The 18,420-nt window shown below is 56.6% G+C and carries 17 protein-coding genes; 4 read left to right on the top strand and 13 right to left on the bottom strand.

Features of this window, described 5'->3' with window-relative positions:
• The first annotated feature begins 39 nt into the window (after positions 1-39).
• The gene (gene panB, locus V0R60_RS05180) at positions 40-855 is read left to right on the top strand and encodes a 3-methyl-2-oxobutanoate hydroxymethyltransferase (protein ID WP_136475937.1); all 816 of its coding nucleotides are present in this window, start codon (positions 40-42) and stop codon (positions 853-855) included.
• On the opposite strand, the gene V0R60_RS05185 is transcribed toward panB, so the two are convergent.
• The gene (locus tag V0R60_RS05185) at positions 843-2,246 is read right to left on the bottom strand and encodes an aminotransferase-like domain-containing protein (protein ID WP_136475936.1); all 1,404 of its coding nucleotides are present in this window, start codon (positions 2,244-2,246) and stop codon (positions 843-845) included. The two genes, panB and V0R60_RS05185, sit on opposite strands and share 13 nt — an antisense overlap.
• Positions 2,247-2,524: 278 nt before the next feature.
• On the opposite strand from V0R60_RS05185, the gene V0R60_RS05190 reads away from it, so the two are divergent.
• Complete coding sequence (locus V0R60_RS05190; protein ID WP_330079080.1) at positions 2,525-3,202, top strand: DUF3313 domain-containing protein; 678 nt, start codon at positions 2,525-2,527, stop codon at positions 3,200-3,202.
• On the opposite strand, the gene V0R60_RS05195 is transcribed toward V0R60_RS05190, so the two are convergent.
• A complete protein-coding gene (locus V0R60_RS05195; RefSeq protein WP_330079079.1) occupies positions 3,199-3,606 on the bottom strand; it encodes an OsmC family protein in 408 nt (135 codons plus the stop codon). The two genes, V0R60_RS05190 and V0R60_RS05195, sit on opposite strands and share 4 nt — an antisense overlap.
• Before the next feature lie 147 nt (positions 3,607-3,753).
• Positions 3,754-5,133 carry an L-serine ammonia-lyase gene (locus tag V0R60_RS05200; RefSeq protein WP_136475933.1) on the bottom strand — a complete coding sequence of 460 codons (1,380 nt, stop codon included), beginning with the start codon at positions 5,131-5,133 and terminating at the stop codon, positions 3,754-3,756.
• Between the two features lie 146 nt (positions 5,134-5,279).
• Here V0R60_RS05200 and V0R60_RS05205 point away from each other — a divergent pair, with 146 nt between their 5' ends.
• Positions 5,280-6,218, top strand: coding sequence for a LysR substrate-binding domain-containing protein (locus V0R60_RS05205; protein WP_136475932.1), 939 nt, complete (start codon positions 5,280-5,282; stop codon positions 6,216-6,218).
• A 163-nt stretch (positions 6,219-6,381) separates the two neighbouring features.
• A complete protein-coding gene (locus V0R60_RS05210; RefSeq protein ID WP_330079078.1) occupies positions 6,382-8,268 on the top strand; it encodes an LTA synthase family protein in 1,887 nt (628 codons plus the stop codon).
• A 98-nt stretch (positions 8,269-8,366) separates the two neighbouring features.
• Here the strand turns inward: V0R60_RS05210 and V0R60_RS05215 are convergent, their stop codons facing one another.
• From V0R60_RS05215 to V0R60_RS05260, 10 genes are all read right to left on the bottom strand, one after another.
• A complete protein-coding gene (locus V0R60_RS05215) occupies positions 8,367-9,788 on the bottom strand; it encodes an undecaprenyl-phosphate glucose phosphotransferase (protein ID WP_136475930.1) in 1,422 nt (473 codons plus the stop codon).
• Positions 9,789-10,028: 240 nt separating this feature from the next.
• Positions 10,029-10,796 (bottom strand): WecB/TagA/CpsF family glycosyltransferase, encoded by a 768-nt coding sequence (locus V0R60_RS05220; protein ID WP_330079077.1) that lies wholly within the window; start codon positions 10,794-10,796, stop codon positions 10,029-10,031.
• Positions 10,796-11,995 (bottom strand): glycosyltransferase family 2 protein, encoded by a 1,200-nt coding sequence (locus tag V0R60_RS05225; RefSeq protein WP_375547261.1) that lies wholly within the window; start codon positions 11,993-11,995, stop codon positions 10,796-10,798. The genes V0R60_RS05220 and V0R60_RS05225 overlap by 1 nt, the downstream gene beginning before the upstream one ends.
• Positions 11,992-13,194, bottom strand: coding sequence for a glycosyltransferase (locus V0R60_RS05230; protein WP_330079076.1), 1,203 nt, complete (start codon positions 13,192-13,194; stop codon positions 11,992-11,994). Before V0R60_RS05230 ends, V0R60_RS05225 begins: the two co-directional genes overlap by 4 nt.
• 37 nt (positions 13,195-13,231) lie before the next feature.
• The gene (locus V0R60_RS05235) at positions 13,232-14,209 is read right to left on the bottom strand and encodes a glycosyltransferase (protein ID WP_330079075.1); all 978 of its coding nucleotides are present in this window, start codon (positions 14,207-14,209) and stop codon (positions 13,232-13,234) included.
• A 59-nt stretch (positions 14,210-14,268) separates the two neighbouring features.
• Positions 14,269-14,793, bottom strand: coding sequence for a serine O-acetyltransferase (locus tag V0R60_RS05240; protein WP_330079074.1), 525 nt, complete (start codon positions 14,791-14,793; stop codon positions 14,269-14,271).
• An 8-nt stretch (positions 14,794-14,801) separates the two neighbouring features.
• Complete coding sequence (locus V0R60_RS05245) at positions 14,802-15,758, bottom strand: glycosyltransferase family 2 protein (protein WP_330079073.1); 957 nt, start codon at positions 15,756-15,758, stop codon at positions 14,802-14,804.
• Positions 15,751-16,368 (bottom strand): acyltransferase, encoded by a 618-nt coding sequence (locus tag V0R60_RS05250; RefSeq protein ID WP_136475924.1) that lies wholly within the window; start codon positions 16,366-16,368, stop codon positions 15,751-15,753. The genes V0R60_RS05245 and V0R60_RS05250 overlap by 8 nt, the downstream gene beginning before the upstream one ends.
• Positions 16,369-16,506: 138 nt before the next feature.
• Positions 16,507-17,973: a GMC family oxidoreductase gene (locus tag V0R60_RS05255; protein WP_330079072.1), complete on the bottom strand. Its 1,467-nt coding sequence runs from the start codon at positions 17,971-17,973 to the stop codon at positions 16,507-16,509.
• The gene (locus V0R60_RS05260) at positions 17,970-18,164 is read right to left on the bottom strand and encodes a hypothetical protein (RefSeq protein ID WP_136475922.1); all 195 of its coding nucleotides are present in this window, start codon (positions 18,162-18,164) and stop codon (positions 17,970-17,972) included. Before V0R60_RS05260 ends, V0R60_RS05255 begins: the two co-directional genes overlap by 4 nt.
• Between the last annotated feature and the right edge of the window lie 256 nt (positions 18,165-18,420).

The following is an 18,420-nucleotide window of genomic DNA, read 5'->3' on the forward strand; positions in this document are numbered from 1 at the left end:
CCGTCCTGAGGGGCTCAACCACATCACAGGAAACCACTGATGAGCACACTTACCCGTAGCAAACGCATGACGGTTCCACAGCTGGTCGCAATGAAAGGCCAGGAAAAAATCGTGTCGTTGACGGCATATACCAGCTCGATTGCCAGGCTGATCGACCCTATCGTCGATTTCATCCTGGTCGGTGACTCCACGGCGATGGTCGCCTATGGCCGCACCTCGACGCTGAGCATGCAGTTGGAGGAGACCATCGCCCATACCCGGGCGGTAGTCGACTGCACCAAGCTTGCCTGTGTGATAGCTGATATGCCGTTCGGCAGTTATCAGGAATCCAGCGAGCAAGCCTTTCGCAACTGTGCCCAAGTGCTTTCGCGTACTGGATGTGACGCAGTCAAGCTAGAAGCCAACAAGGCCCTGGCGGGAACCATCGAATTCCTCGTCCAGCGCGGCATTCCGGTAATGGCCCACGTCGGGTTGATGCCACAGTTCGTCAATACCATGGGTGGATTCAAAGCCCAGGGAATGACGCCCGAAGCCGCGGCGATCATCGCCGAGGATGCCCGCGCCAACGTCGAGGCTGGTGCTTTCAGCCTGCTGCTGGAGGGGGTCGCCGAAGGCATCGCGCGCCAGATCACCCTGGACAGCAAGGTGCCCACTATCGGTATCGGAGCGTCACCGGCTTGTGATGGTCAGGTACTGGTAACCGAAGACCTGTTGGGCCTGAGTGCGGATCCTGTACCGCGATTCGTCAAACGCTACGCCGATGTCGGCGCCATCATTCGTGATGCGTGTAATCAGTATGCCGAAGAAGTACGCGACAGCCGCTTCCCGGAAATTCGTCATTGCTATGGTGTCTGACACACCTGATCGGTCGCTTGGGCCAGGCGCTGCAGTGCCTGGGGAATATCCTTGGACCAGTCCAAGGTGTAGCTCAACCGCAGATGATGCCGCCAGGCGCCCTGCAGGCTGAAGATTTCCCCAGGCGCAATGACCACGCGCTGCGCCAGCAAGCTATCGAACACGTGCCGCATGTCCACCGGGCGTGCGGCCTCGAGCCAGAAGGTCGCACCCCCATGCGGTTCGACAATGCGAAATTGCTCTTGGACATGCTCGTGCAACAGCGCCTTCATGCAGCGCATACGCTCATGCAGCAGCGCCCGCAAAGCGATCAGATGTTGGTCGATACGTCGCGAACTGTACAACTTGGCAATGGCCTTCTGGCGAATCGGTGACAAGCGAAATGCGCGATCCAGAAACAAGCGATGCAATTGCGGAACGTACCTTCGGCAGAGCAAGTAACCGAATGGCGCCTCGGAGCCGACGATCTTGTCGATCGTGGAAAATACCAAGAGCCTCTGCGGGTCGGCGAAGTCGCGAAAGCGGCTTGCGCCGGGGGTGAAACAAAACTCGCCATAGCTGTCATTTTCAAACAGCCAGATGTCTCGCTCCGCCAGCCAACGGCAGATCTGTTGCTTGTCCTGCGCTGGCATCAAACCGCCATGTGGGATACTCATGGTCGAAGAAAAGACGGCAAGGCGCACTGGCTCCTTGCGCAGGGTTTGCTCAAGGGCTGCCAGATCGAAACGGCCATCTTCCCCCAGCGCTACTTCGATCACGCGAATTCTGGCCGCCTGCAATTGACGTAACACTGCCCACGAACAGGGCGACTCGACCAGCGCCACGCTTCCTTCGAGCTGCAATGCACAGAGGGCGGTGTCCAACACACTACGCAGGTCCGAACCGATATAGACGTGTTCAGCCTGCCAGTAACTCTGGGTCGAACAGGTGTACCGATCGGCCAGGACACTGCGCAGCTCCGGCTCTCCGAACGGTTGATAGAGCGGTGCATGGGAGCGCGGGTACTGGCGCGCCAACTCCCGCTCTATCATCAGCAGCGGCTTTTCCAGCGATAACAGCATGGCCGGGGCGTCACTGCTCAAGGCAAGCATTCCCGGCTGACGGGCATTGGTGAAGACATTGTCCAGCAGGTTAGGCGACTCTTCCCCAACGAGGGTGCCGGGCATGGTCCGAGTGAAGTAGCCGTACTTGGGCCGGGCGTAGATCCTCCCCTCGTCCTCGAGCAGGGAATAGGCGTATTTAGTGGAAGAAACAGAAACATTCAGTCGCAATGCAAGCTGCCGCAACGAGGGTAATCGCTGCTCGATTTGCGGATCGCTGGCCTCTATCAGCTCGACGAGGTAGCGATACACCGCTTGATAGGTAAAGGTTGACGGTCTCTTGGTGTCCATACTCACTTACTTTCAGGTCAATGGCGAATCTCTTCCATGAGCGGTGATGTCATCCTGAGACCACGTTACCGACTCAAGCGCGTCACCGCCAGCTGATTGCAACAAGCCGTATAAGCTGCAGGCTAGACACTTCGGCGCACTTTTCTGGGGCAGTGTTCACTGATGCGTGTTTTCGGGTTGAAGCGAGGGATTCAAGTACTGAATTGTCGTAGCTAAGTGGCTAATCGATATCTAACTGCTAGCGTTGACAGCAAACCAACTGTCGAGGTTTCACAGCGATGAAGCAAACCCTGCGTTCCACTTTTTTATGTGCTGCGCTGATTGCCCTGGCCGGTTGTAGCAGCTCCAGGGTCGACCCCAGCCAATATTCCGGATTTCTCAAGGACTACAGTCGCTTGCAAAAGGCCGAAAGCCTCTCCGGTGCGCCGGTCATGCGCTGGATAGACCCCAACCTGAAAACTGCACACTTCAGCCAGGTGTACATAGAACCGAGCCAGTTCTATCCCAAACCACAGCCTACGGCGGTAATCTCGACGCAAACACTGCAAGACATCACCCGCTACTACGACACGGCACTCAAGCGTGAATTGGGGGCGGTGGTACCACTGGCGAGCAAAGCGGGCCCGAATGTCCTGGTGGTACGTCCGGCGATCACCGCCGTGGCCACTCATACCGAAGGGCTCAAGCCTTATGAGGTGATCCCGATTGCCCTGGTAGCGGCGGCAGTCAATACCGCAGCTGGGGGCCGCGACCAAGATGTGGAAATCGCCACCGAAGCAGCGTTTCTCGACGGTGGTAGCAACACCGTGGTCGCCCAAGTGGTACGCAAAGGCGCTGGCAGGGAGCTGGAAAACGACACTACCAAACTGACCATGGAAGACGTCAAGCCGGTACTCGATAGCTGGGCCACCGACATGCGCCACAGCTTCGTCAAGTTCAAGAATGAAGCGCGTTAGTCACTCAATTGACTGTCAATGACAATGCTGCCACTGAGCAACTTGTGCACCGGACAGGCATTGGCAATACCCAGCAAACGCTCACGCTGCGCCGCATCGAGATCACCGTGTAATTCAATGACACGTTTGATTTCGGTGCGCATGGGCGTGGTTTTCTCTTCTTTGACAATATCCAGTTGCACATGCACATGCTGCAGCGGCCACTCCTTGCGCTTGGCATACATCGACAGTGTAATCGCAGTGCATGCACCCAGCGCCGAGAGGAGCAACTGATGAGGGTTGGGGCCAGTATCGTGGCCACCAAGCGCCTGATTTTCATCCGCCAACCACTGATGGACACCAGCGGACAGGTTGACGGTGTAGGGAATCTCACCCAGCTCGGCGTGGACGGTCGAATCGCTCATCTGCAGCAGTTTCCTTTGCGATGCCCAAGCCAAAACGGCCTGGCGCGAGAGTGTTAACACTAGCGCCGCAGCGTACGCATGGGAAGGCCCGCGTCAGTCAACACATGACCTGGAACAGGCCCTGACCAATCGCGGCGCTGACTGACTTCAGCACTCGACAAAAGCCACAGCCAAGCCACCACGCGAGGTTTCCTTGTAGTTGGCATGCATATCCGCCCCTGTGTCACGCATGGTTCGAATAACCCGGTCGAGGGAAATAAAGTGCTCACCATCACCGCGCAACGCCATCTGCACTGCGTTGATCGCCTTGACCGCAGCAATCGCATTACGCTCGATACACGGTACCTGAACCAGCCCGCCCACCGGGTCACAGGTCAGCCCCAAATTATGCTCCAGGGCGATTTCAGCCGCGTTTTCCAGCTGCATCGGCGTGGCCCCCAGCACCTCGGCAAGCCCTGCCGCCGCCATGGAACACGCAGACCCCACCTCCCCCTGACAACCCACTTCAGCGCCGGATATCGATGCATTTTTCTTGCACAGAATCCCCACGGCAGCAGCACTGAGCAGGAAGTCGACCACGTCGCTGTCAGCCGCATCGGGGTTGAACTTCATGTAATAGTGCAGCACCGCCGGAATGATCCCGGCCGCACCATTGGTAGGTGCAGTCACCATCCGCCCGCCAGCAGCATTTTCTTCGTTGACCGCCAGGGCAAACAGGTTGACCCACTCCAGCGCGCCCAATGTCGAACCGATGACATTCGGCTGGTCCAACTCCTGCAAGCTACGGTGAAGCTTGGCGGCGCGACGCTTGACCTTGAGCCCGCCCGGTAGAATGCCCTCGTTGCGCAGGCCATTGTCGACGCACTCGCGCATGACTCGCCAGAGTTGAAGCAGGCCGCTGCGAACTTCAGCCTCCGCACGCCAAGCCCGTTCGTTAGCCATCATCAATTCACTGACGCGCAGGTTGTGCTGTTTGCACAACGCGAGCAGTTGTGCGGCGCTGCTGAAGTCATAGGGCAGTTGCACCGGCTGATCTACGTTGCCATCAACGCGAGCCAACTGCTCCGCTTCGACAATAAATCCACCGCCCACCGAGTAATAGGTTTGCTGCAGCAACAACGTACTAGCGTTGCTGGCCTCAAGAGTCATGGCGTTGGGGTGGTACGGCAGGCTCTCATCGAGCAGCAACAAGTCGCGATCACACGCGAAGGCAACCGGGTGACGGCCATCGAGTTGCAGTACCTGAGTGTCGAGCAACTGCTTGATCAGCGGCTCAATGCGCTGCGGTTCGATCTGGTCGGGCCACTCACCCATCAAGCCAAGCAAAGTAGCGCGGTCGGTGGCATGGCCCACCCCGGTTGCCGAAAGCGAGCCATACAGACGCACCTCTACACGACTGACTTGCTCCAATAACCCCTGCTCGCGCAACGTTTGTGCAAAGGTCGCAGCCGCCCGCATCGGGCCCACGGTATGAGAGCTCGATGGCCCGATACCCACTTTGAAAAGATCGAAAACACTGATAGCCATACTAATGCCTGCACACTCAAGCGACGAATGCCATGCTGAGGTGGTGTGAAAAAATTGAAGGGTGTCGCGAAGTTGCGCGATACTGCCCGGCCTCGATGGCATTGACCAACGAAAATTCCTAAGCAAGCCTTTAGCAGAACTAAACGATGAGACGACAAATGAATGGCCAGGTGTATGTCTGGCTGCACGTGTTTTCCTGTGCGGCCCGCCACCTGTCATTCACCCGCTGTGCCGAAGAGCTGCACATCACCCCAGGGGCGGTCAGCCAGCAGATTCGTCAACTGGAAGAGCGCCTGGGCTTTCGTTTGTTTCTGCGTCGTGCCCGCGGTGTTGAGCTAAGTGCCGAAGGCCAGCGCCTGGCACTGACGGTCCGCGAAGCCTATGGCAGCATCGACGCCGAACTGGTGCGCCTGGACGCTGGCGAAATCCGTGGCACTTTGCGCCTGCGTTCGATCCCATCGTTTCTGGCCAAGTGGCTGACCCCACGCCTGCCGCGCCTGCAACAACGCTATCCGGATATTCAATTGCGCCTGGTTGCCGAGGACAGTAGCCAGGCCTTGCATGAAGGCGACTTTGACCTGGCCATCGACCTCAATGACGGCAGCTACCCCGGTATGCATTCAACGCCGCTGCTCGATGAACAGATCTTCCCGGTGTGCTCGCCGGCACTGCTGCGGGGACGCCCGCCCCTGCATGGCCCGAACGATCTGGTGCATTACCCATTGCTTCACGACATCACCGCCTGGCGTGGCAGTTCGGAGTACGCCGAGTGGGAATTTTACCTGGAGGGCATTGGCGCAAGTGGCCTGGACGTGCGCCGTGGACATACATTCAACCGTAATCACCTGACCATTGAAGCCGCCATTGCCGGAATCGGCGTGGCCATCGCCCGGCGTACGCTGCTCAATGACGAACTGGAGCGCGGCACATTGATCGTACCGTTCGGCCTGCCGGTAGCCAATCACAAGCGCTACGTACTGCTGTATCCGCCCGGTGGCCTGGCGCATCCAAGCGCCCGGGCGGTACATGACTGGCTGGTTGAGGAGTCCGCAAACTTCCGTGCCCTGCATGCTCAGGTGCTGTAGCCAGTCGTGAGCTCTACCCTGCTCACTCAAGCCCTGAGTGTGCTTGCCCAAACAAAGAGTGGATGCTTAAGTTGACTAAGTCGAGGCGCTGTCGATCGAGGGCGCGTGCTCGTCTCGCGTCTCGACTGCCGCACTTACTCTAAGAATCCAGGGGCTGAACACGATGTGGAAGAGACCATACTTATTAAATATCACTCTCCTTCTTGCTGTTTCGCTTTTACTTGTACCAAAAATCATCCTGATAGAATTTTTCTCTTATCGCTGGATAGATACCGGGGCGGCCAGTGTTTTTTTATTCCTATTGCAAGATGTGCTGCTGGCAGCAGTCATTTACCTTGCCGCCGTCGCCTTGATAAAAAGAAACAAATACTATTTCTTTGCAGTCAGTTTCTTCACAGGTGTCGTACTCCTGGGCCTGTTAGTGGACATGCGCGTGCGCCAGCTTTGGCTTAAACCTCTGGACCTGCAGCTCATACAATACAGTCTGGAAAACTCGAGCAACCTACTCTCGGGCGCTGAAATATTCTTCAAACAATCTTCAGGCTTTGGCTATACCTTCCGATTCATCCTGTTCGTTGTTTTTCTTGCCTACCTCGGCACCTGGAGTCTCGTCGGCCTTGCGACGTATAAGCTGCCGCGGAATTCGAGCGTCGCCCCCGCGAAGAAAGGTAACTACGCGACTGCTTTTGCAGCGCTTCTGGTCAGCCTGTTCTTGTGGTCAATCTATGCCGGTGACGTGCGCTACGATCTGAACAAGAATATTCTCGTCAACCCGTTGGTTGCGACACTCAGAAGCAGCATATCCCTGACCGCCAACCCGCATAAAGCCCTGCCCGGGTTCGAACAGCCCGCGTACCCGTTATCCGCAATCAATACGGTGCAAAAACTGCATACCCAGCCCCTGCCAGAATTCAAGAACCTGGTATATATCGTTCTGGAGTCAGTTCGCTGGAACAGTATTTTTGGTCCGGGCGTGAAAACTGCTGAGCAATACCCGACCTTTGAAAAGCTCGCTCAGGAAGGAATGCTGTTCAAGTCGTACGTATCAGTGCCTCACTCCTCCAAGGGCTACTACTCGATTTTCACCGGGCTTCACGCATACCCGGACATTGAGATCAAAGAGGCGATGCACCTCTATCAACCGAGCATCATCCACGAGCTGAAAAAGCGAAAAAACATGGAGTCCGTTGCGTTCAGCTCACTGTTTCTTCAATTTGAGAACATGGATGGTTTTCTGTCATCGATCGGTGTACCGAACGCTCATGCGGTCGCTGATATGATTCCGAACACAACCAATGCACAAAACAACAACAGCTTCGGCGAAAGTGACGAGCACTTGTTCTCTCCCAGTGCTTCGCACCTGGCGGGCATCAACAAACAAGGCAAAGGTTTTGTCGCACTCTATTTCCCGATGGCAGCGCACTACCCGTACAACTGCAGCAACGACCCAGCGCCTGAGGCAGCGATTGGCCAATACGAAGCCTGCATAGCGAAAACAGACACCCTGCTGGGTGACATGCTGGAGACCTTCGATCAGGCTGGCATTCTCGACTCGACCCTGTTCGTACTGGTCGGTGACCACGGCGAGTCGTTTGGCGAACACGGGGTATTCATTCACAACTCTTCGATGCATGAAGAAGAAGTTACCGTACCGTTGATCTTCTGGGCCAAAGGCAATGTCCTGCCTAAAAACACCTCGAGCACCAGTCACCAGGTGGATATCGCCCCGACCATTGCCGACTTTTTTGGCCTGACCGATGCTGCTATCAATGTCCAGGGCGTCAGCTTGCTGAGGGCGCAAGAGAAGCGCGCGTACTTCATGTCCACGTTCTTCGACCAGCTGTCATCCGCGCTGGTCGAGCATCCGTACAAATACATCTACGAGTACAGCTCAGACACCATCACCAAATACAACATCGAAGTCGATCCGCACGAAAAGGTCCCACATCCGGTGATAGGCGACGAGTTCACCGCAATCAAAAACCGCTTGCTATCGTTCAACCTGTACCAGAAATCCATGTTTGAAAAGGCGCCTGAGCAACCTGAATGACATGGCCCTGCACTGTGACGATAAGGTCCACCCCATTGTGGATCTTATCCAGGCCCTACGCCTGGACGCGCAGAGGGCCGGTAGGAATCATCGACGCACTAGTAAGCCTGCTTGCCGGTAAAGGCGTTCAGGGTCCGTACCAGAATCACGAAATCCAACCACAACGACCAGTTGTTGATGTACTCGATATCCGAGTCGACCCGCTGGATCATCTGCTCGATTTCCTTGGTTTCGCCTCTGAACCCACGTACCTGGGCGAGCCCGGTCATGCCCGGCTTGATGTTGTGCCGGGCAAAGTAGTCAACGATGTCCTGGGAGTACTGGGTGTCGTGCTGCAGCGCGTGGGGGCGCGGCCCTACCAATGACATTTCACCCATCAATACGTTGAACAGCTGGGGCAACTCGTCAAGGCTTGTGCGGCGAATAAACGCCCCAACCCTGGTCAGTCGAGAATCATTCTTCTGCGCCTGTTTGACCTCTCCATTTTCCTGATGAACAAACATGCTTCTGAACTTCCAGATACGGAAGGATTCCCCTGTCCAGCCCATGCGTTCCTGACGAAAGAACACCGGCCCCGGGCTATCGAGTTTGATACACGCGGCAATGGCCAACAGTACAGGCGATGCCATCAGAAGGATGAGTGCCGCCAGTACTTTGTCTTCGAGGTTTTTCAAAAACAGGCTGGTGCCCGTCAGCGGTGTCTCGGACAACGTCAGCACCGGTATTCCGGAAATTTCACGCACGCTATGATTGATCAAGCGCAGTGAAAAGATATCGGGCACCCAATTGACTGCGATGCATTTGTCGAGCAGTTTCAGATAGACGTCATTGATAACCTCCGAGCCACTTAAAGGCGTTACCAGGTACACCGTTCTAATTGCATGCTGGACGACAATGTCATCAAGATCATCGATATGTCCCAATACCGATAATCGCTGCTTTCCCTCCGCACTCATCTTTGCATTGTCGTCGCCCTCCCCCACCAGTACACAGCCGACAACGCGCTCACCGAACCAGGGATTATTACTTATTTTCAAGTACAGAAAGTTCGCCAAATCACCAGCGCCAATAATTAGCGCATTTTCCAACCGGTAGGAGTGTTCGAGAAATTTCTTTTGCACCTCACGTACAACAAAGTGTAAAAACAATTGTACGAAATAACCAATGACAAATAACTCACCCACCAGCATGCGTGAATACTTCTCACTTTGCTTGGTGAGGAAGGCCATGACCACAAGAAAGCAAAAGGTTGCCGACCACGCCTTGAACAGCCTGAACGCTTTGATGGAAAGCCCGACATTGCTGCGGTAAATGGCGTAATGGTCATAGATGACGGCCAATGCGCCAATCAACAACAGCAGCATGATGACGTAATCAGAGGTTATATATCCGATCTGGTCGTAGATCAGGTACCAGGCCACTCCGGTCACAGCCACGCCGTCGAGGCCTGCTTGAATGGCGTTACTGACACTGCTTCTTCGCTGGAGCAATGAGCGGCTACTTCTGGGCTCGAAAACCATTATCAAACCTCATTGACGTGAGATGCCTAACGCTTTTCAACAACCAAAGAAATACTAAAAACCAAGTACGGTTTTATAAGGGAAATTAATAAATATGAAGCTGCTATTTCGCCGCCAAATCTTTCTCGGCCATAAGGGAGCGCTTGATATCACTGTAGCAGCACATTGCTGATCTGGTGGGCTGATTCTGCCTTGCCACGGGTTTTCAACCATTGCCACCATCGTCGATAACCAGCCGCTCTAGAAAAGCCTGGGCGTTCGTCGATCATCCTTCATCGCCGCTTTGGTGCAAAAAAGCATACGCAGCAGGAACAGAGGGTTGCCGACCACATAGCGCATGAACAAGCGCTTGGGCTCGCGTAACAAGCGGAATATCCACTCGCCACCCACTTTACGTAGCCAAAGCGGTGCCCGGGTGACCTTGCCGCCAAGAAAATCCAGAATCGCGCCTCCACACACGATCAGGCAAGGCACACCTACCGCCGTCAACCGCGCCGCAACGACTTCCTGCCGGGGCATGCCCATGCCCAACACAATCAATTCCGGCTGCAGGTGCCGCGCCAGATAGATGTAGGTGTCCACCTCGGCAAAGCCATGATGAACCGATACAACCTCCACGCCGAATTGACTTTCGCTGCGCTGCACTGCCTGGTTCAAAAATGGTTCTTCCGTGCCCCAGAACGCGACACGTCGGCCTTTGAACGCGGTGAGTAATTCTGGAATGAAGTCGGTGCCGTTCATGTTCAGGCCAGGGTCCAGGCCTAGGCGCCTGAACAGAATCGCCATACCGATACCATCGCGTAATAACACATCCGCGGCCGAAAGAACGTTGGTGTAATCGGTATGATCTGCTACCAGGTTCATGGCATGGGCATTGACGAAGCCAAGCACTGTCGGCACCTCGGGATCGGCCAAGGCCTGAAGCAAACCTTGCTTGTCCCCAGGGTCACTGACCACTCGAAGTTTACCGATAATCCTCTTCCAGCTTGTCTGCGCGGTCTCGGTCATTAGCTGTCATCTCGCTTTGAGCGCACCCATTCAACTTGGCGCTTGATCAGAAAGCCCAGGTACAACGGTATTTTCCTTGCCGCATAGAACGGCGCATACAACAGCACTGAAAAGGCGATGACTTCGCGAGAAAACTGGCTCCAGGCCAATAGAACCGCAGCACCCAACATGACCATCGCGCCCGACGCGATCAGCGCCGGAGCCAGTACATCGAAAAGCGCGAATGCCACCCACGAGACGCTGAAGATCGCCACCAACGTCAGCACCAACAACGCCAGTGGCGGCACCATCAGGTCGATGGTCATGGCCAGCAGGTTCCAATTGCGTCGGGCAATGGACTGCAGGACCAATCTTGGCGCATCGCCCAGGAGCATACCCAGATGGCCATGTTCCCATCGGGTACGTTGGGAGGTCAGGCCTTCATCACTGCTTGGAAAGTAACTGGTTACCTGCGCGGCAGGACAGAACACCGGCGGCTTGCCATTTTGGCAAAAATCCACGCCCATTTTTATGTCCTCTACCAGGTGACCGTTGGCCAAGTCGATCAATGCCAGATCCTCCCAGGCAATCGCCATTCCCGCGCCCATCAGTTGGCAGGGCAAGCCGACACGCGCAGAGCCTCGCGGCCGTACCAGGTTCTTTACCCGCCAGGCGAACTCGGCAACCTGCACCTTAAGTCCGGCGCCTGCCGGAGCACGGGTCAGATACAACGCCTGAGCGGGCCGGCCGGTGCCGGCGCAGCTGCGGGCCAGAAGATCGATGGCCCCTTCGCCGACCTGACAATCGGCATCGACAATGATCACCACCTGCGGCGGCGTATCGGCCAGATGGCGCACGCCAAAATCCAAGGCATACCCCTTGCCCCGACGCAGTGCGTCCTGACGCTCCACCACCTGCGCTCCCGCCGAACGGGCCAGCGCGGCGGTGTCATCCGTGCAATTGTCGGCAACCACCAGCAACTGATCGCCTTCCTGCAACTGACCGTGAATACTTTCAAGTGCCTTGAGTATGATTGGCGACTCGTTGTGCGCAGGCACCAGCACCGCTACACGCGGCCGTGAACTGCTCAATTGCACCGCAGGCCGCCCAGGCAGACAGGCGAGCAGAACCTGCGCGAACAGCACCAGCACCGGTAACAAGGCAAGAACCGCCAATGCCCCCAGGAACCAGCCGACTAACCCAGTCAATAACGTAATCATGCATAAGCCTTGAAGTAACTGAGCAACTTTGCCGCTTCGGTATCGATATCATGCCGCTGCAGCACGCGCTGATAAGCCGCGTCACCCATTCGTTGCAAAACCTCGACAGGTTGCGCAATGCAGTCCGCCATCGCAGCAGCCAATTCGTCTACAGCGCCCGCAGGAAACAGCCAGCCATTCTCGCCCTGGCGAACCAGTTCGGGAATCCCGGCGACAAAGGTCGTGAGCACTGGCCGGCGTAACGCCATGGCCTCCATGATCACCACCGGCAAGCCCTCGGCGAAGCTGGGCAACACCAAGGCACGGGCGGCAAGGATTTCTTCGCGGACCTGAGCGCTACTGATCCAGCCCGTTATGCGCACCTGCGCCTGCAAACCATGTTCAGCGATCAGCGCTTCGATCTGTTCGCGCATTTCCCCATCGCCAGCCAGAACGATCTCGAATGTCAACGACTGCGCGGCCAGTACCCGCGCAGCCTCAAGTAGAAAAAGCTGGCCCTTCTGCTCGCACAAGCGGCCTACGCACACCAGACGCGGTACCGAAGGCGCTGCCACCGCAGCAATCTGGTGAAACGCGGGCTCAAGACCGCAGTGCACCACCTTCACTTTCCCCCAGTGCCCGTGCGCTACCCAGCGAAACAGCTGGCTACGCCCAAATGAGCTGACGGCGGCTACAAATGCTGCGCGTCGAACCTTTTCGCCCAGATGGAGGAACTGTGGTTTGTCGAATTCCTCCGGCCCATGCACGGTAAAACTGTAGGCAGGCCCGCCTAGTGCGTTTGCCAACATGACCACCTCGGTGGAGTTGGTGCCGAAATGCGCATGCACGTGTTTCGCGCCATCAGCCTGCAACCATTGCAGCAGGCGACACGCCTCGGCCAGGTAGACCAGATGATAAGGCCAGGCGCGATCGGCTCGCAGGCCCATGCGCAGGGCCAGCCACAAGGTCGAAAAAAATCGTTGCGGTCGACTGCGCAGCACCTGCATTACCGGCTTTAGCAGCCCTTTGACCCCTTCTTGGAGGACGTAACGGGTTCTATCTCGCTCATTGATATCTTCTGCATCCTGCAGGTCAGCGTCCCAACCACGCAAGGCAATGCGTTGAACCTCGACCCCCAGGCGTTCCAACGCCAGGATTTCGCGTCGAATGAAGCTGTGACTGACCTTGGGATACTGATTGATGAAATATGCAATGCGCATTAGGTACCCGAATAAATGCTCGCGTTAGGGACAGAACTCACTTGTACTCAATCAATGCCGCCTTGCCGCTACCGTATCGGTTCAACAGAAACTTGAGCTGGCCGAGCATCTCGGGAAACTTTCCAAGCACCAGGAACACCGCCTGCAGCCAGTTTTCCCGTGCAGATCGACTACCACGGCGTGCCAACCGCACCGCCTGCAGTGGGTAGATCAACCCTAGAAGGAGCCCCCAGCCGCCGAGCAGGACACTCGCCAAGACAATGCCCAGCGGTACACCAAGGCCCCAGATCCAGGCGCGACGTGATTCGCGCTGCCAATGCAGTTCTGGCGCCGCCCCATGCAGGAACGTGCCCTCGGCAAAGGCATAGCCGGTGCGCATGCTACGCCGCCACCATTGGCTGAAGCGGGTCATAGCGGCATCGTGCAGCGTCATCTCATCGGCCAGCCGCCAGATTTTCCAGTCGTTTGCGCGCAGGCGTACGCACAACTCCGGTTCTTCCCCGGCGATCAGGTCCCCGCGATACCCACCTACCGCGGTGAAGGCATCGGCGCGCATCAGCGCGTCACCGCCGCAAGCCTTGGCCTGGCCGGTGGGCGTGTCCCATTCCAGATCGCACAGCAAGTTATACACCGAGCGTTGCGGAAAGCGCTCGCGACGACGTCCACACACCACCGCTACCTCGGGGTGAGCATCGAGAAATGCCTGGGCCTTGGCCAGCCAGCCGGCATCGACCTCGCAATCGCCATCGACAAATTGCACATGGCGCATCGCTGGCAACAGCCGTTGCAAACAGGAAAATCCTTCGTTGCGAGCGCGTGCGGCAGTGAAAGGAACGCTCAGGTCCAGCGCCAGCACCTGCACCCCACGCGCCAACGCCATTTGCACTGAGCCATCAGTCGAACCGGAGTCAACATAAACAATTTTGTCCGCCCCTCCCCGCAACGACGCCAGACAATGCTCAAGCCGCTGGCCTTCGTTGCGACCGATAACCACAACACCGATACCTGTCACCATGCGCCCCACCTAAGGACTTCAACAAAACAACCGATTTAGCGTGCCACACATCGGTTGAATCATGTGTACTCCATGTTTTCTGCGAACTTTTTACTTTTTATAGTGGCCGGCACTCCGACAGCCAGGGAGTTATCCGGCACATCGATCAACACTACCGCGTTCGAGCCGATCACCACATTGTTGCCAATACGTATATTGCCCAGCACCTTGGCACCCGCACCGATATCCACGTTGTTTCCAAATACCGGCGCCGTCGGCTCGTTTACATTTTTCAAACCGACCACCACACCGTTTCGAATCCGGCAGTCATCGCCAAATTGGGCATAGCCGCTGATGATGATTCCGCCAAAATGGTCGATGACAAAATTGCGCCCGATGACCGCTTCGCACGGCAACTCTACCCCGGTGAGGATCTGCACCAGTTTGAACAGCACCTTGTAAACAAAGGAACAGAGCTTTCTCAGCAACGCCGGCCGCAGGCTGTAGCGCCAGCGTCCAAATCGGTACACCAACAGCACCCAGAATCCCTGAGCCCCCCAGTCACCTCCATGTGCACGCAAGTCCGCACGTATATTTTCAAACATGACTTCACCTACCGTGTGGGTTGGCTCGCGAACCGGGTATCGAACAGCAGCGACCAGGTGGCACGAGTATGCCGCCAGCACGACTTGATGGCCGCCCAACCACGTCCTTTCAACAACGCCTTGAGCGCCAGGAGCAGATCGCCCAGGATTACCAGGAACATGTGCAAGACCAGTCCGAGCACGCCGTGATGCTTGCGAAAATACAGAAGCTCGCTTTCGATCTGATAGGTCGACAACTGGCGACTGGCAGCCTCAAGTTCCGCAACCGATTTTGAGCTTTCACCGCCAATGTGCACGACTGTGGTATGCGGGTAGAACACCACCTTCCAACCCGCTTCCTTGACTCGCTTGCAGTGGTCGACTTCCTCGAAGTACAGAAAGTAGCGAGGATCGAACAAGCCCACCTGCTCAAGCACTTCTCGACGAACCAGGTAAAAGCAGCCAGGCAGCCAGTCGCATTCACGGACCGCATCATGCTCCCAGCTCATCTCATCGACCATCTTCAGTCCCGGGAAAAAGCGACCGAGGCCGGTCCGCGAGACGAAGATGTTCAACGGCGTCGGAAAGTAGCGACAACTGGGCTGCAGGTCGCCCTCGCGCCCCTCCAGGCGCACGCCAAGAACGCCACACTCTGGGTGGGCGTCCATGTACTCGACGGTTTTGCGCAGTGTGTCGGATGCAACGAAAGCATCGGTGTTGAGCAGCAAGGCATATTTGCCCTGCAGATGCTCGAGCAGTTGGTTGTTGGCACGCCCGAAACCGACATTTTTCTCATTGCTGAGCACCAATGCCTCTGGGCATACCCTGGCCAGGCACTCAAGCGAGTTGTCGACCGAGGCGTTGTCCACTACCAGATAACTCGCCAGTTGTTCGCTATCAGCCTGGCGCAGCGCGTCAAACATGGGCTGCAGCAACCCCGCGGTATTGAAGTTGACCACCAGCACATCGACGGGCTTTTTATCCATTACTACCTTCCCCGAAAAAGTACTGCCTGCGCTGAGCCGCCAGTGTCGGTTCAAGCGCTGGGTCGTAGGCACCTTGGCGTTGCTTCACCAGATCGATCCACGGATAGGCAGCGCAGCGTTCTTCGACCCGCCTGATCAGTTCCTCGGTCGAGCAGATGACCTTTGCCGGGTTGCCGCCAACGACCGTGCCCGGTGGCACATCCTTGGTAACCACGGCGCCTGCTGCAACGATTGAATCAGGCCCGATGGTCACCCGTGGCATGACAATCGCACCGTGCCCGATAAAGCAGTTGTCATGAATATCAATATAGCCGACCGAATCGAGTTGCTTGCCGTAGCAGACCTCAATCAGTGCAACGACACCGTCGTGGCCGATCAGGGTGCAGTCCGAGAGGCCGACGTTACTGCCAATTCGCACAAGCGTCGGGTCGGTCACGTTGCAGCCACAATTGATATGTACGTTGGTGCCGACTGAGTGAAATTTCCCCCATCGCGTCAGGAACTCTCCCCATTCTCGCCCATTCGGTTTGCAGAACTTTTTGTACGTTGAGCCTCCTCGCCCGGTTGAAATGACATAATGCGTCAAAGCCTTCCTTACCCATCTGAACATTCTGCGACCCTCGCAAATGAAGCGATTTTGGACCGTCCCTGAGACGAATTCGGTCTCGTTCTTGTTGGTACTGACCGAACTGCGCTCACCTACTTGCTACTGCTTTGTTGCCTTCAGCCCTAGCTGATTTGCCCTCGTTCAAGAAACCCCACTGCCCGCCAACCTCATTTTGTCATTCAGGTGATCCGCCAGCCTGAGCGCAAATTGCAGCAGCGGCATGGTCGGGTTGGAAGCGCCACCGGTTGCAAAAATGCTGCTTCCTGCGACGTACAGATTGTCGGTGCCAAAGACCTTGCAGTTTTCATCGACCACACCAAATTCCGGCGTCGCTGCCATTCGCGTGGTGCCCATATGGTGGGCATGCGGTGACAATTTCAGAGCCTCGGCGGTGTCGTATACATAGCTGTTGAGCTTGACGAAACCGAGCCCTACCTCGGCAAACTTCTTGGCCATTTCACCGCCAATACACTTGATGGTGCGTCGGTCATCGTCGCTCAGCACCCAATTGACATTGACCTTGGCCACGCCCAATCGGTCTCTTTCGTCGAGCAGCGAGATACGGCTCTGGGCATTGGGAAACTGTTCGATCATCGTGGTGATCACGCCGTCCCCAGGGCAACTGAACTTGGCAATGAATTCAATTTTGCTGGCAACCCCCATTTCACAGGCGAGCGTTTCGAGAAAGCTTTTCACTTCGGCGGTTCGACCGTAGGTTCTGACTTCCGACAGAACCGTCGTGGAGACATTGCCCTTGCCAGAATGATATTCAGCAATGAAAGCATCGGTGGTGTAGTACTCACGAGGCTCGGTGCCTTGTCCCTCTTTCAGGATGAAGGTGCCCATGTCGATGTTCAGGTGTTCCATGAAGCACCGGCCCACCAGCCCTCCTTTCTTCACCACACTCGCAGCCGACAGTGACTCGCTGTTGAGCAACTGTCGGGCGTTTTCGATGGCGCCCATTGCCAGGACAAAGTTGCTCGCCGCCAGGCGTTCACGCTTGAGTTCGTAATCAGACACCAGCACCGCTGCCAGGCGCCCCGAGTCCTGGTCGAACTCCAGGTCTACGCAGTTGCAGTTGATGAAGACATCCAGCCCTTCGGTTTCATTGAGCGCCTGCGCATATTTTTGCGCAAAGCGCGTCGGTGGGCTGAGCAGGAAGCGATCAGCGTCGAACTCGCCGCCTTTCAAGCCCATATTTTCGGCCCGAAACTGTGCCCCTGGGGGAAGGTCGACGATGCTCATGGCCGCGGGCAGGTAGCGGTCGATCTGCGCAAAGGGGATCGGCCAGCCCGGCAACCCACCCGCCGGTGGGACAACAAAATCGGAAGGTTCGAAAGGACGGCATCGCCCTGCCCAGTGGTTGGAGGTGCCACCTAAATAGCGCAATCGCGTTCCGTCGGGGTACAGCTCAAGCCCGGTCGAAGTGCACTGGTAGAAGTCCTGCGAGCGCGTTGAAAACTCGTGTCCGCCACCCTCGATAAGCACCACGCTCCAACCGGCGCCCGCCAGTTGCAACGCCAGGGTGATACCGGCAGGGCCAGCGCCAACGATGCAAAAATCATAGGCCTCGCGCAGGGTCTTTTGCGTCTCATAGTCCTTGATCATGCTTGCTCGTCCCTGAAGAGTTGCGAAGGCAACACCCAGCCATTGACCAGCACGAACCCGCCTTTTTCAACAGGTTTGCGCGCCGCCTGGGTTGGCACGCCGAACACCGCTGCACCAACCCCCAGCAGCACACAATTGCCCAGAAAGCCCCGGCGACCCCACAACGGCGTACAAAACTGAAGCTTCCCCATGATTCAAAGACCTATGCCATTGAAGTTTTCAGCATTTTTTTATTCGAGCTCAATACAACTGCCGACGGCTGACACCGGCTCATCATTGGAAAGTCGGTGCCGCGGCATCTATCTTTGTCGATTGGTATGCGCAGATGATTGCCGACGCGGCGGTCATTTCCAGCCCGTTCCAGATCTGGACCCACGCCGTGCAATAAATAAAGCTCAGGGGTGCAGACAAATCAATCGACGGCATGACATCAATCTCTGACTGAAT

Source organism: Pseudomonas auratipiscis, from assembly GCF_036324085.1.
Classification (GTDB): Bacteria; Pseudomonadota; Gammaproteobacteria; order Pseudomonadales; family Pseudomonadaceae; genus Aquipseudomonas; species Aquipseudomonas auratipiscis.